This is a genomic window from Streptomyces sp. NBC_00190 (genome assembly GCF_036203305.1).
In the GTDB taxonomy this organism is placed as follows: domain Bacteria; phylum Actinomycetota; class Actinomycetes; order Streptomycetales; family Streptomycetaceae; genus Streptomyces.
The window spans coordinates 7,967,118-7,981,584 of sequence record NZ_CP108131.1; the positions used below are offsets into that span (position 1 = coordinate 7,967,118).

Consider the following 14,467-nt stretch of genomic DNA (forward strand, 5'->3'; position numbering starts at 1 on the left):
GTCACGCCATGCCCTTCATCAGTTCCGCTGCGGCCACCGCGCAGCTGCGGTTGCGGCTCACCCCGGCACGGCCGTGGACGGTGAACCAGGGGGTCTCCAGCTCGCACCCGCAGGCGTCCCCCGGCTGGAGGGAGGCGAGGTCGCCCATGACCACGCTCTGCGCCGGCACCGAGGTGATGTACGGCGACACGAGGTGCAGATAGCCCCGCTCCCCGTACGGCACGGGTTCGAGCGTGCGGGTGGAGCGGATCGTCACCCGGGACCAGACGGGGGCGTGCAGCCGGTGGTGGTCGCACTCGATGTACGGGATGCAGTGCTCCACCGACCCGAAGGTGTCCCGGATCCGCTCACCCGGGATGCCGAGCTGCTCGGTGACGCGGGCGTACAGCTCCTCCTTGCCGATCCGCCGGTCGGCGTGCCCCTTCCAGCCTCCGCCGAGTACGACGAGGGAGCCCTCGGGCAGGCGCAGCGGAGGCAGCCCCATGGCCCGCATCCGTTCCAGGGTGAAGAAGAGGAAGGCCGGGAAGCCGAGGATGCGGACCGGGGCGTCCTCCCGCTCGAAGCGGCGCAGCGCGGCGATGCAGCCGAAGGGGTCGAACTCGTGGTCGCCGCCGGTGTTGCGCAGCGCGTACTCGACGCTGCGCGCCGGGGCGAAATCGCACAGGTAGTTGTCGGTGAAGGCGGTCCCCAGGTTCAGGGAGGGGGCCGGCTCATAGCTGTACAGGAGGTAGTTGACCTCCTGGTCGGGGGTGATCCAGCCGTTGCGCTCGAAGATCCGGGCGACCATGCGCTGGGCGGATCGGATGGTCCAGTGGTCGAAGAACATCTGCGACTTCTGGCCTGTGGTGCCGGAGGAGGTGAGGTGCAGCTCGACCTCCTCGCGGGGGATGGAGAGCACCTCGTGGCACTTGAAGAAGTTCGCGTGGACCAGGGGCGCCCGGTACGGCTCCGCCGGGGGAGTGGCCTCGTACAGGGAGCGGAAGAAGGAGGAACGCTCGGTGTGCCAGGCGTTGGTCTCCGCCATGGCGGCGGCGAACAGTTCGTCCTCCGCGGGCCCGCAGGCGTACGGGTCGGTCAGGTCGCACAGCTGTTGTACGTGCGGCAGGAGGGCCGGGTCGGGTACGGCGACCGGCGCGAGATGGGGGTTCACAGGGCAACCTCGGATGATGTGGGCAGGTGTGCCGACGCCCAGGCCGACACGTAGCAGTCCAGATAGGGCTGGAGGGGCGGTTCGACGGCGACGCCGCGGAAGTCGATCCGCTCGCTGGAACGGGACAGGACGGCGTAGTCGTGGAAGCCGTCGCCGTCCGCGCGCATCGCCGGGTAGAGAGCCCCGGCGACGAACCCCTGGGCCAGGAAGGCCGAGAGGGCCTCCTGGTGCGCGAGCGGCACCAGGGCCTCGACGTAGCCGGCGCCCGCGCGGGCCAGGGCCCGGGTGACGGGTTCGAGGTACGCGGCCGCGGCGGCCGGGTCGGGGTGGGCGGTCAACAGGGAGCAGTACCCTCCGGCGCGGTTGAGGTAGGCGTAGACCTCGAACCGGCCGTCTTCGGGAGTGAGCAGCACGTTCGGGGTGTGCAGCGGGTAGAACCAGCCCTCGGCGCCCGGGAACTGCTCGCGGAAGCGGCGGCGTACGAAGGCCGGCGCCTCGATCATCTCCAGTTGTTCGACGGCCCCTTGCGGCGCGGGTTCCGGGAGCGGGTCGGCGGCGGCCCGGACCCCGGGGTAGCCGATGCCGAGCGTGGCTTCGGCGGTGCGCAGCAACGGCAGCAGCGGGGCGGGCACTTCGGTGACGGGCATCCGGCGATCGAGCACACCGGTGGAGTGACGCGCGTAGAGTGCGAGGCTCTCGCGGCTGCGGAGATCGACCGCGTTGGGCAGGATGCCCAGCGGACGGAAGCCGTTGCGCGCCACGACGCGCTGCGGACCGGCGCTGACGGTGCGTACGGTCGCGTACACCGAGTCCAGTCGGCCCGTGTCCAGCATTCCGGCGCACAGTGCCTCGGTCAGGGCTGCGGCCAGGCCGGCGGAACGGTGCTCGGGATGTACGGCGATGCCTTCCAGGCGGCCGATGCGACTGCCCGCCTCACCGTGGATGGCGGCGGACGCGGTCAGGGCCCCGGTGTCGGCGCAGCGGCCGACGAGCCACAGGGAGTGCGGGTCCTCGATGAGCCGGGCCATTTCGGCCGGGTCCGTGCCGAGGGCCACGGGGTAGTGGGGCCCGTAGACGGCGTAGTAGAGCTGGCGCAATTCGGCGATGTCCGCGCAGGCGGCCGGGGTGATGACGGGATTCACCGCTCGCCTCCGACGGGTTCCGGGCCGCGGTCTGTATCCGTACCCGCATCCGCTGTGGGCGGCGCGGCCGTACGGGACCCGAGCAGGGCCAGCGCGCAGGCGGCGGGGACCAGGCCGACGCCCTGCACCAGGCACAGCGTCCGGGGCGAGAAGAAGTCGCCGGCGGAGCCGAACACCAGGGATGCCACCGGCAGGGAGGCGCCCAGTACGGCCTGCATCACGGCGAAGAACCCGGGCTTGTCCGCCGTAGGCACCAGCCGCTGGAAGAGGGCCACGAAGCGGACGCCGACGGCCCCGGCGCACCAGCCGGCCACGGCCAGGCAGCCCGCGACGACCGCACGGTGCGCGACCAGCCCGGGCAGTGCCAGGGCGAGGGCCATCAGGCCCAGGCAGTAGGCGCCGGCGACCGTGGGCCGTCCCGGCACGCGGGTGCCGGTGAAGGCGCCGATGAGGGTGCCGGCCCCCAGGGAGGCCTCCAGCAGTGCCACGGTGCCGCCACCGCCCTGGAGGACCGAGCGGGTGTAGAGGGGGATGACGACGAACACGGCGGTGGTGAAGAGGTTCGCCGCGGTGAAGCAGATCAGGATCCGCCGCACGTAGGGCAGTTCGTCCAGGATGCGGCGGAGCCCCCGCCGCCGGGGCACGGCTGCCGTCGGGTCGGATGCGGCGGTCGGGGCCGCGCGGAAGCGGGCGCTCGCGACGAGGACGGCGGCGCCGAGGTAGGCGGCCGCGCAGCCGACGGCCAGCCCGGCCACGCCAGCCCGGTCGACGGTGAGGGCTCCGAGCAGCGCTCCTCCGAGACCGGCCAGGGACTGGGTGGACAGCTCGAAGCCGGTGGCCGTCTCGATGTCGGCGTCGTCGACGAGTTCCGGCACCGAGGTGGTCAGGCAGGGGTCGAAGAACGCCTGGCAGGTGGCCAGGGCGAGAGCCGCGGCGTAGACGGCGGGGAGCGGCAGGCCGCCGCCGTACGCCCACAGCGCGAGGACGCCCGAGGCGGCCCCGGCCAGCCCGGCGGCGGTCCGCAGCACCGAGCGGTGGGCGAACCGGGCGACGGCCCCGGCCACGGCGGGCGCCAGCGCCACGGCGGGCAGCGTGCAGGCGGCCATGAACAGCCCGGAGGCCAGACCACGGGAGTCGTGCACGGCGTACGCGACGATCCACCAGGAGACACCGACCTGGAACATGCGGATGGCGGCCTGGGCGAGGACCTGGCCGAGCCACACGGCGCCGAAGGCGCGGTTGCGCAGGATCAGCGGAGCGCGCCGCCCGCCGGCCTCGGCGCGGGTCTCCGCGCCGGTCCCGGTCTCGGTCTCATGTACGGAAACGGGTGAGGCGGTCACGCGGTCGGCCTCTCGTCGAGGACCCGGACGAGCTTGCCCGAGCGCGGGTTGACGGTGAGGTCGCGGTGGCGCGCCCACTCCACGGACAGCGGGTGCACGAATCCGGCGCGCACGCTGTCCGGATACAGCGGCCGTACGGTCTCCAGCTCCGTGAGGACCGCCTTGGCCAGTGCCTCCCGGCCACCGTCGACCGCACCGGAGGTGTCGTCGCCGGGGGCCGTCGCCAGCCGCAGGACGAGCCCGTCGCGGCCGTCCCACCGGCGGACGACGAGCTGCATGCCGACCACGTGCCCCGCGGTGTCCGCGGAAGCCACGGCGTCCTGGGCGTCCTGGGTGTAGAGGGAGACGGGGCCGACCCGTACGCCCTCCTCGGCGCGGCCGAGGATCCGGAAGTGTCCGGGCCCGGTTCCGGTCCACTCGGCCCGGTCGCCGGCGGGGTACCGGATGATCGGCATGAGGCGGCGGAAGAGGCTGGTGACGACGACCCGGCCGGGCCGACCCGGTTCGGTGATGGGCTCATCGGTGGAGTCGTCGAGGATCTCGACGACCGAGTACGGGGTGAAGGCCCGGTGCACGCGGGTGTCGGTGCCGGGTACGGGGCGGCCGAGGAGGCCGGCGTCGACGCTTGCGTATCCGATGGAACGCGCCTCGGCGCGGGGGAACGCGGCGGCCAGCAAGCGCCGTTGGTCGTCGAAGAGGGCCTCGCCGCCGAAGAGGAGCAACTCCACCGAGTCGAGCCGGGCACCGGACGCGACGGCTTGTTCGGCGAGCCTGCACAGGGTGGTGGGCGTGCCGGCCAGTACCTGGGCGGCGAGATCGCGCAGTGTGGGGATCGTCGACTCCAGCGGCGCGCCGCCGCCGATGGGCAGGCGGACGTTGTCCACGGGCGCGTGGGTGAGCGAGTCGAGGACGAAGAGGAAGCTGGCGTACAGCTCCCCGGCGTAGAAGAGGTCGGCGACGCGGTGTCCCGGGCGCAGACCCGTGTCCACGAGTCCCTGGCCGAAGGAGGTGACGAAGGTGCGCCACTCGTCGCGCGTGTAGACGGAGAACTTGGGGGCCCCCGTGGTGCCGCCGGTCTTGTAGACCGTGGCCTCGCTGAGCGGGCCGGTCAGTACCCGGCTGCCATGAAGGGTGTTGGCCTCCCAGAACTCCTGCTGGTCGACCACCGGCAGGTCGGTGAGGCGGTCGGCGTGCGGCGAAAGGGGCGCGTAAAGGTCTTGGTAGAAGGGCGAGTTGTGGCGGGCGAAACGTATGAGGTCCGAGAGTTGCTGGGCGGACATGGGCCTTTGCCTTGGTGACGGGAAATGGGACGGGAGCCACGGCGGGGCGCGGCGAGTGAGAACTCAGCCGCGGGATCGACCGGTGTGAACGGGGGACCCCCCGGCGCCCCCGCCTCCTCGATGCACGCCGAAAGGTGACGTGCAGTCACAATCATGAAACATTGGCGTGCTTGTCACCAAATTGGCCAAGGATTTTCGGTCAGCGCGGCCATATTCACCAGTATTTCTGGTGTCCGCCGTGCCTTCCATCAAGAGGCGGCGGCCCCGGCGGCGGCCGCGTGCTCTTGCAGGCCAGGCGGCGGCTCGCCCGTGCCGGGTGAGACGGCTCACCGGCCTCACATTTCGTCGCGGTGTCTCGTCGATCATGGTGAGAGGAAGATCCGGACAAGCCAACAAGGGAGTCGTCGAGACCATGACCACCAGATCCGAGCCCGTGTCCGAACCCGAGTCCGAGCCCGTGTCCGAGTCCGATGCCGCGTCAGGACAGGGCCACCCCGATCCGAGTCTGAGCGCGATCATGAGCGAGCGCCGGCAGCTGATCAATCTCGCCTACCGGCTCCTCGGCTCCCTGGCCGAGGCGGAGGACGCCGTTCAGGAGACATACGTGCGCTGGTACGCCATGTCCCAGGAGCGGCAGGAGGCCATCGAGTCCCCAGGGGCCTGGCTGACGAAGGTGGCCGGTCGCATCTGCCTCGACCTGCTCGGCTCGGCGCGGGCGCGGCGCGAGAGCTACGTGGGCCAGTGGATCCCGGAGCCGCTGCCCGACCGTGCGGAATGGATGGGCGGGCGGCCGGGTGACAGCAGGGGTGCCCCGGCAGACCCGGCCGACCGGGTCACCCTGGACGAGTCGGTCGACATGGCCTTCCTCGTGGTGCTCGAATCGATGACCCCGGCCGAACGGGTCGCGTTCATCCTGCACGACGTCTTCCGGTACCCCTTCGCCGAAGTCGCCGGGATCGTCGGCCGCACCCCGGCGGCGTGCAGGCAGCTTGCGTCGTCGGCCCGCCGTCGCATCCGTGCGGCCCGGACCCCCGTGGCTCCGACGACCCGACAGGCCGGCGTCATCAGGGACTTCAAGCAGGCGTGGGAGGCCAAGGACATCGCCGCCCTCGTCGGCCTGCTCGACCCCGATGCCACGATGATCGCCGACGGCGGCGGCCGGGTCGGCGCGGTGCTCCACCCGGTGGCGGGCAGCGAGCGGATCGCCCGCTACATCGTCGAGATCGGCAGCAGGGCACCCGGCATGACGCTCCTGGAGCGTTCGGTCAACGGTCGGCCCGGCCTGGTGGCCCAGCGCGGCGGCGTCACCGTGACGGTGGCCGCGTTCGGCCTCGCGGACGGCCGGATCACGCACATCTGGGCGGTGCGCAACCCCGAGAAGCTCCGGCCGTGGACCGCGTAGCACGCCCCTGGAGTCAGGAGTTGACCCTCACACCGTGTGAGGCGGTTGATTTCTCTCACCTGCCCGGCCATCGGCCGGGGGAATCACCTCAGTCCCGATGAAGGGTTCCTCGTGTTTGGCTACGTCGGCTCCGGTCCCTACTGCTACTCGAACTCGCTGGCCATGATGCTGGGCGGTGAGTCCCCCTCGCCCGCGGTCATCGAGACGCTGACGGGATCGCCGTTCGGGGCACAGCTCATCGCCGGGTCCCTGCCGTTGTTCGATCCGTACGGCTGGCACCCCGAGGCCGGCCTCGACGCCGCGATCGCACTGTTGGGCTGGGACCGTGAACGCAGCGACGGCGGAACGCCGGCCGAGGCGCTCGAACGGCTGCGGGACGCCTGCTCGCGGGGACCGGTCCTGGTCGGGCCGGTGGACATGGGCCTGCTGCTGTACCAGCCCGGCACACCGAACGCCGACGGCGGCGACCACTACGTCGTGGTCCTCGCCGCCGACCAGGACGGCATCGAACTCCACGACCCCCACGGCCACCCGTACGCGACCCTGCCCACGCAAGCCTTCCTGACCGCTTGGGAGGCCAAGACGATCAGCTACATCGACGCTCCGTTCGTGCTGCGGACCGGCTTCGTGCGCCGGCGCCGGGTCACTCCTGTCGACGCGCTCAGGCAGTCGCTGCCGGCGGCCGAGCAGTGGCTGGCCGGCCGCGACGACCTGCCCATGCCGCCCGGCTCACTCGGCGGAGCAGCCGCCGTCGAGAGGCTCGCCGACATGGTGGCCGAGGGCCTGGACCCCGGCATCCGCACCATGCTCACCGCCTTCGGCGTCCGCGTGGGCGCACGCCGCCTCAGCGATGCGGCGCTGTGCCTGGACCTGCTGGGACTGCCGCAGGCGGCGTCCATCGCGCAGCACCAGGCCCGGATCCTGGGCAGTCTGCAGTATCCGCTCGTGCAGGGCGACGACCAAGTGGCAACGGCGCTGCTGCGGCGCCTCGCGCCCACGTACGCGCGTCTGCACGCGGCCTTGAGTACGCCACGGGCCGGCGCCTCCTGAGTCCTCCCTCCTGAGTCCTCCGACGCCCCTCACCGCGCATGGCAGGCGCATGGCAGGGGACGCGATCCAGCCACATGGGCCAAGCGGCAGCCCGAGCGGCTCGTCGTCCGTGAGACTCCGTCTGAAGATCTGTTCGAAGATCCCGGCCGCGAAGAGTTGGTGGAGAAGCGTGAGCGCCCTCAGAGTGCTGCAGATACCTGAGACCTGCGCATGGAACGACTACGTGCGGCTGCAGGAGAGCCATCTGGCGGCACTGGGCGTCGAGGTCATACGGCCCGGGCTGTGCCGCGACGAGCCCGGGTTCACCTCAGCTGATGTCTCCGGCCGCGTACGGGACGCACTCCTGCGCGACGTCCCGGACATCGTGCACGTGCACTGGCCCGAGATGCTCGGCCGACTGCTGGCCGAGGCGCTCGATCTCCTTCGGGCCATGACCGCGCGGGGCGCCCGCCTCGTCCAGACCGTCTACGACCTGGCGCCGCACGAGCCCGGTGCGAACGGGACGGTGTCGTTCATCGACGCGGTCGACTCCCTCACCCATGGCGTCCATTTCTTCACCAAGGAACACGAGCACCTCGCACGAAAGATCCGCGGCGCGCCCCCCTCGCCGGCCCTGCCCCTTCCCCACCCCCGATACCCCGGACTGGGCCCGGGAGCTCACCCGGCTCGCGTCCGCCCACGAGCAGGTCGAGTACCTCCCGGGGTTCCATCCGTGGCCCGGGTTCGTCGGCTCCTGGAACGCGTGGAATGGGTCGCCCTGCCGTACCGGCGGGTGTGGTCGAGCGGTGTGCTGGTGGCAGCGGCGCAGACGGGGTGCCGGATCCTCAGCCCGCCGCCCGTGGGGACCGACGGCTACCGGGCGCTGCTCGACGGCTCCGCCGTCGTCGACCCGTGGGACGACGACCTGGCCGTACGGAGCTGGCAGCGGGCCGTCGCCGCGCCCGCGCGGCCCGCGGTGTCCACGGCCACCGGAGCGCCGGACCTGCCGGACTGGCGGGAGGCCGCCGAAGCCTTCTCCGGCTTCTACGGCGAGGTCCGTCAGGCCTAGAGCCGACCTGAGGGTGGGTAAGGCTCAGGCGATTCCCACGGTGTACGCGGCACGGTAGCCGTCGCCGTCGGGTGAGAGGGCCAGCGTCATGGCGGCGCCGGCGGCCCTGTAGCGGCTGTCCCGACGGTTGGGGTGCTCCGGTGCGGGGCGGCGCGCGTAGGGCTGGAGCGCGTACACCTTCAGCAGGAGGTCCTCGGGGAAGAAGAACTGAGAGGTCGTCTCGGTACGGGTGTCGGGGTGCACCTTGAAGTGGATGTGCGGCGCCAGTCCCGCGTACCAGCCGGGCACGATCGTCCGGAACACGCATCGGCCGGCGCCGTCGGTGACTTGCGTGCCGCGCAGGAACGTGGACCCGCCGGTGGAGTAGGCGCCGGAGGCGTCGGCATGCCACACATCGACGCCGGCGGCGGCGAGCGGTCGGCAGCCCGCTGACACCCGGACCACCGTCAGGTCCAGCCGGAACGGCACCCCGCTCCGGCCCTCGGTGATGTCCGACCGGACCCGGTCCAGGTCCACGTAGTACGGGCCCGCGCCCGCTTCGGTGGTGAGGACGCAGGCCGGGCTGCTGCTGCCGCTGCCCGACGGCCGGGGCGGCGAGGCCGACGGTTGTCCCGCCGCACCCCGGGTCCCGGCCGGGCCGGAGCAGCCCGCGGTCAGTAGCGCGGCCCCGGCGGATCCTGCAGCCAGCAGAACAGTACGACGGCTGGTCCGGGAGGCGTCTTTCTCGGACATGCGAACCCCTCACAGGTGCCCTGGGAGCCGTCACGCGCGGACGGCTGCACACTGCGCCCCACCGTGCCGGACGGCAGAGTTCCGGGTCGGCACCGACACACCCACGCCCCTCGTCGGCCCGGGCGGTCCACGGTCCTGGATCTTCAAAGCCGTGGGCTGCCCGGGCGCTCGCAGGTGTCAGGCGCCGAGCGCGGCGAAGAAGGTGCGGACGTCGGTGACGAACGCCTCGGGCTGTTCCAGTGCGAGGAAGTTGCCGCCGCGCTCCAGCTCGCTCCAGTGGGTGATGTTGTGGTCCCGCTCGGCGAAGCGGCGGATGGCGATGTCGGTGTGCAGGGCGACGGCCACGCCGGTCGGGACGGTGCCGCGGGCTTTCGGGGCCCAGGCGGCCGGGTCGTGGCCCGCCTCGTAGTACAGGTTCGCCGAGGAGCCGGCCGTGCCGGTGAACCAGTAGACGCTGATGTTGGTCAGCAGGCGGTCGCGGCCCACGGCGTCCTCGGGGAGCTCGGCGGCGGGGTCGGTCCATTCCATGAACTTCTCCGCGATCCACGCGAGCTGGCCGACCGGCGAGTCGTGCAGCCCGTAGGCGAGGGTCTGGGGGCGAGTGGACTGGATGGCGTTGAAGCCCATCTTGTCCTGCTGGAAATCCTCCAGCCGGGCCAGCCGCTCCTGCTCGGACGCGGTCAGCCCCTCGAACTCGGCAGGATCCCCGGAGGGGAAGGTGATCAGGCCGTTGACGTGGACGCCGACGACCCGGTCGGGCGCCTGGCGCCCCATCTCGGCGGCGATCCAGGCGCCGCCGCCCGTTCCCTGGACACCGTAGGAGCCGTAGCCGAGCCGGCCCATCAGCTCGACGAACGCGCCCGCGATGCGGCCGGTGTTCCAGCCGGCCTCGCCGAGCGGCCCGGAGAAGCCGGTACCGGGCGTGGAGGTCACGATGACGTGGAAGTCCTCCGCGAGCGGCCGGATGACCTCGACGAACTGCACGAACGAGCAGGGCCAGTCGTGCAGCAGGAGCAGTGGGACGGCTGCCGGGTTCTGCGAGCGGACGTGGAGGAAGTGGATGTTCTGGCCGTCGATCCCGGTGGTGAACTGGGGGAACTCGTTGAGCTCCGCCTCCGCCTTGCGCCAGTCGAAACCGTCGGCCCAGTACGCGGCCAGGGCCTTGAGGTAGTCGGTGGGAACACCCCGGCTCCAGCCGGCGCCGGGGATCTCGCTGCCCCAGCGGGTACGCGCCAGCCGGTGGCGCAGGTCGTCGAGCACGTCCTGCGGGACATCGATGCGGAACGGGTGGATCCGGGCGTCGGTGTTGCTGCTGCTCTCCATGGGTAAGACAGTATTCTCGATATAGGCACGCTGCGTTCCTAATGGCACAACAGGCTGGTCCTCATGCTCGATACCTCCGCACGGTTGCTGCGCCTGCTCTCTCTGTTGCAGACCCCGAAGGCCTGGCCGGGATCCGAACTCGCCGAGCGCCTCGGGGTGAGCGGCCGTACCGTCCGCAACGACGTCGAACGACTGCGCGAGCTCGGCTATCCCGTGGACGCCACGCGGGGAGCCACCGGCGGCTACCGGCTCGGCGCCGGGGCGGCGATGCCCCCGCTGCTGCTCGACGACGAGGAGGCCGTCGCGGTGACGATCGCGCTGCGCACCGCCGCGCAGGGCGCCGTCCCCGGCGCCGAGGAAACCTCGCTGCGGGCGCTGGCCAAGCTGGAGCAGGTGCTGCCCTCGCGGCTGCGCGGCCGAGTGCGGACCCTCACGGCGTACACCGTGGCCGTGCCCGCGGACCGTCCGGTGCCGACCGTCTCCGCCGACGTGCTGACCACCTTGGTATCCGCCTGCCGCGACCAGGAACGACTGCGCTTCGACTACCTGGACCACACCGGCTCGCCGACCCGCCGGGTGGTGGAGCCGTACCGGGCGGTGAACTGGGGGCGGCGCTGGTACCTGGTGGCGTGGGACGTCGAGCGCGAGGACTGGCGTACCTTCAGGGTCGACCGGATCCAGCCCCGTACTCCGACCGGACCGCGTTTCACCCCACGCGAACTGCCCGGCGGCGACATCTCCGCATACGTCTCCCGACGCGTGTCCAGCGCGGCCTGGCGCTACTGCGCGCGGGTGACCGTCCATGCCCCGGCGACGGCGGTGATCGAGCGGATCAACCCCGCGGTCGGCACGGTCGAAGCCCTCGACGCCGACAGCTGCGTCCTGGTCACCGGTGCCGATACGGTGCAGACCCTCGCCGCCTACCTGGGCATGCTCGACTTCGGCTTCGACGTCACCGAACCCGAGGAGCTGGTCACCCACCTCCGCCGGCTGGCCGACCGCTACGCCCGCTTCACGCCGCCTGCCCCCTGAGACGCAAAGGCCCGCCGGGCAGCTGGGGCCGCCGGGGGCCGGTGGGCGGGAGCTGGGCCATGTCCGGGTGTCGTCGGCGCCAGTCCGCGTAGACCGGGGCGGCGGCACACGCGTCCAGGTAACCGGCCGCCACCGTGTGCAGGATGTCGTCGCCGTGGGGGGCCAGCGGGCCGTCGCGGTGCCAGGCCAGGACGTGGCGGTACCAGAGCGGGTTTCCCGCGAGGGGACGGACGGCGACACCGGGGGTCTGCGCGAAGGTGGCCTGGCAGAGGCTGACGGCCAGGCCCGCGCGGACCAGTTCGACCAGCTGGCGTCCCTCGGCCTCGTGCGGGGCGGAGGGGCGGCGGCCGGTCAGCGCGCACACGGAGGACCAGTATTCGCGGGTGCGGTCGCCGTCGGGCCGGGGCATCGCCCAGTCGTGGTCGGCGAGTTCGGTCAGGGACACGGCCTCCTGGCCGGCCAGCGGGTGGGTCGCGGGCAGCAGGGCGAAGACGGGCTCGGTGACCAGAGGTGTGAGGATCACCCCGTCGCGCGGCGGCAGGACCTGCTCCGGGTGGTCGCCGAGGACCGCCGCCTCCAGGCGGCCGGCGGATAGGTCGTCCAGGAGCGTGACGGGGGAGTAGTGGCACCGGGACGTCACCTCGGCCTCGGGCAGCAACGACCCTATGGCCAGGACGAGGTGGCCGATCAGGGGAGCACCGACCGATCCGACGCGGACCCGGTCCGGGGACGCCAGGTGGCGGGCCGCGCGGGCGGTATCGGCGAGCAGCGCGTCGACACCCGGTAGGACGGCGTGGGCCCGGGCCAGCACCAGCTCACCGAAGGCCGTGGGCGTGGCTCCGGAACGCCGCCGGTCGAAGAGGACACCGCCGAGCATCGACTCGATGCGGCGCAACTGTGTGCTGAGGCCCGGCTGTGTCATGGACAGCGCGGCGGCGGCCCGGGTGAGGCTGCCTGCCTCGGCGATCGCACACACCACACGCAGGTGCCGTACCTCCAGTTCCATGCCGCGCATGTTATGGAGCGACGACGGCTTTCGGACAGGAGCTGACCTCTGGCAGTCCTATGTGAAATGTCACACATGGTGATGGGTGGCGCCGTGTGATGTGGGGTCAATTTCCGTCCTTCGCCGGGTCCTTGAGCCCGATCGTGGCGTAGTCGAGCTGCCCGCCGAAGGACGTGTGGCCGAAGGCGCCGGCGATGTTGGTGCCGAGGAGCAACGGCATGCGCTCGATGACGGCGGGCGCCGTAGGGGCCTTGGCGAGGATCTCCCCGTCCAACTGCCGCCACGCCGTGTTGGCCTGCGCGGCGTCGGTCATGTCGGCGATCTCGTCCATCCGCTTCATCGTCGGCTCGTCGCGGAAGAGCGAGTGATTGCCGGAGTTCCCCTTCTCCTTGATGTAGCGGCCGTCGAAGAGGAAGGGCAGGAAGGTGGAGCCGGAGGGGTAGTCGGGGCACCAGCCGGTGTAGACGAGGTCGGTGCGGTTCTTGGTGTCACCGATGGTGTCGTAGAAGGCCGACGGGTCGACGGCGTCGATCGTGACCTTGATCCCCGCCCGGCCCAGGGACTGCTGGATCGCCTCGGCAACGCCCTTGTCCCCGTTGGAGACGGTGATGGTGGTCGTGAGCCCGTCCGGCTTGCCGGCCTCCTTCAGGAGCTGTTTCGCCTTCTCCACGTCACCCGTGGCCGGGATCCCCAGGGTGTCGGGCTGCTTGCCGCCGAAGAGGGAGCCGGGCATGAGCGCCGTGGCGGGGTCGTTGAGGGCCGGGCCGCCCGAGGCGGTCAGTACCGCTTCGCGGTCCAGGGCGTACTGCACGGCCTGCCGCACCTTGACGTTGTCGAAGGGGGCGCGACCGGTGTGCATCTGCACCATCTCGGTGCAGTTGGTGGACTCGGCCAGCAGTCGCGCCCTGACGTCGGCCTTGGTCAGCACCTTGGGGGTGCTCTCCGGACGCAGCTTGCCCCAGGGGACGGCCGAGGCGTCCGCGCCCTCCGAGGCGATGAGCCGGTCGTCGATCTGGTTGGCCCTGAGCCCCATCACCACGACCAGCTTGTCCGGGTAGGCCTTGCGCACGGTGTCCGTCGCCGGGTCCCAGTGGGGGTTGCGGACCAGCACCAGCCGCTTGTCCCGGTCGTACGACTCGATCTTGTAGGGGCCCGAGGAGAACGGGCGGCTGTCGTACTGGGGGCCCTTGTCCTGGGCGCTGGGCACCGGGGCGAAGGTGGGCAGGACGGTGGCGTTGGGGAATTCCGCGAAGGGCTTGCGGAGTTCGAAGACGATCGTGCGGTCGTCGGGGGTCTTCACGGAGTCAAGGTGCTGCCCCTGGGCGGGGCCCCGGTAGCCCTCGGCGCCGGCCAGGTAGCGGGCGGCGTAGTCCGGGCCGCCGGGCAGGTCGGGGGAGAAGGACCGCTCCACGTTGTACTTCACGTCCTGGGCGGTGATCGGGGTGCCGTCCTCATAGGTGAGGCCCCTCTTGAGCGTGAAGGTCCATGTCCTGGCGCCGTTGGAGGAGACGCCGAGGTCCTCGGCGAGGTCGGGGACGAGCTCTCCGCCCGCCGCGCCCGGTTGCGCCTTGTACGTCACCAGCGTGCGGTAGAGCAGCCGGGTGCCGAAGTCGAGATCGCCGATCACCCAGTTGCGGGCCGGGTCGAGGTGGGTGAAGTCCTGGTTGGACAGGACCGTCAGCGTGCCGCCCTTGCGCGGGGTGCCGCCGACCGTGGCCCCCGCGTTGGCGAGTGCGGGGCTCTTCGAGTCCTTGCCCTGCTGGCCGCCGCCGGAGTGGCCGCCGTTGGAACAGCCGGCCATGCCGAGGGCGACGGTCGCCGCCAGGGCGGTGGCGACGGCGTGGAGAGTGCGCTTGTTCATCAATGGTCACTCCGTGAACAGTCGGGCGGCCGAAGGAGGCTGGCTGCAATGTGACCGATAACATAGTTATGTGAAATGGCACCCACAACTGTCGGTCCTCC

The 14,467-nt window shown here is 71.6% G+C and carries 12 protein-coding genes; 4 read left to right on the forward strand and 8 right to left on the reverse strand.

Annotation, left to right across the window (positions count from 1 at the left end; translation table 11 throughout):
* Nucleotide 1: 1 nt before the first annotated feature.
* From OG429_RS36895 to OG429_RS36910, 4 genes are read right to left on the reverse strand one after another with little or no spacing between them, the layout of a single operon-like run.
* A complete protein-coding gene (locus tag OG429_RS36895; RefSeq protein ID WP_328929614.1) occupies nucleotides 2-1,150 on the reverse strand; it encodes a LuxE/PaaK family acyltransferase in 1,149 nt (382 codons plus the stop codon).
* Nucleotides 1,147-2,292, reverse strand: coding sequence for a GNAT family N-acetyltransferase (locus tag OG429_RS36900; protein ID WP_328929615.1), 1,146 nt, complete (start codon nucleotides 2,290-2,292; stop codon nucleotides 1,147-1,149). Before OG429_RS36900 ends, OG429_RS36895 begins: the two co-directional genes overlap by 4 nt.
* A complete protein-coding gene (locus OG429_RS36905; protein WP_328929616.1) occupies nucleotides 2,289-3,632 on the reverse strand; it encodes an MFS transporter in 1,344 nt (447 codons plus the stop codon). Before OG429_RS36905 ends, OG429_RS36900 begins: the two co-directional genes overlap by 4 nt.
* Nucleotides 3,629-4,912, reverse strand: a complete 1,284-nt coding sequence (locus OG429_RS36910; RefSeq protein ID WP_328929617.1) for a phenylacetate--CoA ligase family protein — start codon at nucleotides 4,910-4,912, stop codon at nucleotides 3,629-3,631. Before OG429_RS36910 ends, OG429_RS36905 begins: the two co-directional genes overlap by 4 nt.
* 412 nt (nucleotides 4,913-5,324) lie before the next feature.
* On the opposite strand from OG429_RS36910, the gene sigJ reads away from it, so the two are divergent.
* From sigJ to OG429_RS36925, 3 genes are all read left to right on the forward strand, one after another.
* Nucleotides 5,325-6,314, forward strand: a complete 990-nt coding sequence (sigJ, locus tag OG429_RS36915) for an RNA polymerase sigma factor SigJ (RefSeq protein ID WP_405676784.1) — start codon at nucleotides 5,325-5,327, stop codon at nucleotides 6,312-6,314.
* A gap of 111 nt (nucleotides 6,315-6,425) precedes the next feature.
* Nucleotides 6,426-7,364, forward strand: coding sequence for a hypothetical protein (locus OG429_RS36920; protein WP_328929618.1), 939 nt, complete (start codon nucleotides 6,426-6,428; stop codon nucleotides 7,362-7,364).
* Nucleotides 7,365-7,533: 169 nt separating this feature from the next.
* Entirely contained in the window at nucleotides 7,534-8,412 is an 879-nt protein-coding gene (locus OG429_RS36925) for a glycosyltransferase (protein WP_328929619.1), read from the forward strand.
* Nucleotides 8,413-8,436: 24 nt separating this feature from the next.
* On the opposite strand, the gene OG429_RS36930 is transcribed toward OG429_RS36925, so the two are convergent.
* Both OG429_RS36930 and OG429_RS36935 read right to left on the reverse strand, forming a co-directional pair.
* Nucleotides 8,437-9,144, reverse strand: a complete 708-nt coding sequence (locus OG429_RS36930; RefSeq protein ID WP_328929620.1) for a dioxygenase family protein — start codon at nucleotides 9,142-9,144, stop codon at nucleotides 8,437-8,439.
* Between the two features lie 177 nt (nucleotides 9,145-9,321).
* Nucleotides 9,322-10,467: an epoxide hydrolase family protein gene (locus OG429_RS36935; protein WP_328929621.1), complete on the reverse strand. Its 1,146-nt coding sequence runs from the start codon at nucleotides 10,465-10,467 to the stop codon at nucleotides 9,322-9,324.
* Nucleotides 10,468-10,530: 63 nt separating this feature from the next.
* Here OG429_RS36935 and OG429_RS36940 point away from each other — a divergent pair, with 63 nt between their 5' ends.
* Nucleotides 10,531-11,499, forward strand: coding sequence for a helix-turn-helix transcriptional regulator (locus OG429_RS36940; protein ID WP_328929622.1), 969 nt, complete (start codon nucleotides 10,531-10,533; stop codon nucleotides 11,497-11,499).
* Here the strand turns inward: OG429_RS36940 and OG429_RS36945 are convergent.
* Nucleotides 11,480-12,505 carry a LysR family transcriptional regulator gene (locus tag OG429_RS36945; RefSeq protein WP_328929623.1) on the reverse strand — a complete coding sequence of 342 codons (1,026 nt, stop codon included), beginning with the start codon at nucleotides 12,503-12,505 and terminating at the stop codon, nucleotides 11,480-11,482. The two genes, OG429_RS36940 and OG429_RS36945, sit on opposite strands and share 20 nt — an antisense overlap.
* A 106-nt stretch (nucleotides 12,506-12,611) precedes the next feature.
* Nucleotides 12,612-14,366 (reverse strand): ABC transporter substrate-binding protein, encoded by a 1,755-nt coding sequence (locus OG429_RS36950; RefSeq protein ID WP_328929624.1) that lies wholly within the window; start codon nucleotides 14,364-14,366, stop codon nucleotides 12,612-12,614.
* Between the last annotated feature and the right edge of the window lie 101 nt (nucleotides 14,367-14,467).

Excerpts from the sequence above, each read along its gene's own strand:
- OG429_RS36910 (WP_328929617.1), bottom strand. The coding sequence starts at position 4,912 with ATGTCCGCCCAGCAACTCTCGGACCTCATACGTTTCGCCCGCCACAAC.
- sigJ (WP_405676784.1), top strand. The coding sequence starts at position 5,325 with ATGACCACCAGATCCGAGCCCGTGTCCGAACCCGAGTCCGAGCCCGTG.
- OG429_RS36950 (WP_328929624.1), bottom strand. The coding sequence starts at position 14,366 with ATGAACAAGCGCACTCTCCACGCCGTCGCCACCGCCCTGGCGGCGACC.
- OG429_RS36930 (WP_328929620.1), bottom strand. The coding sequence starts at position 9,144 with ATGTCCGAGAAAGACGCCTCCCGGACCAGCCGTCGTACTGTTCTGCTG.
- OG429_RS36935 (WP_328929621.1), bottom strand. The coding sequence starts at position 10,467 with ATGGAGAGCAGCAGCAACACCGACGCCCGGATCCACCCGTTCCGCATC.
- OG429_RS36940 (WP_328929622.1), top strand. The coding sequence starts at position 10,531 with ATGCTCGATACCTCCGCACGGTTGCTGCGCCTGCTCTCTCTGTTGCAG.
- OG429_RS36945 (WP_328929623.1), bottom strand. The coding sequence starts at position 12,505 with ATGGAACTGGAGGTACGGCACCTGCGTGTGGTGTGTGCGATCGCCGAG.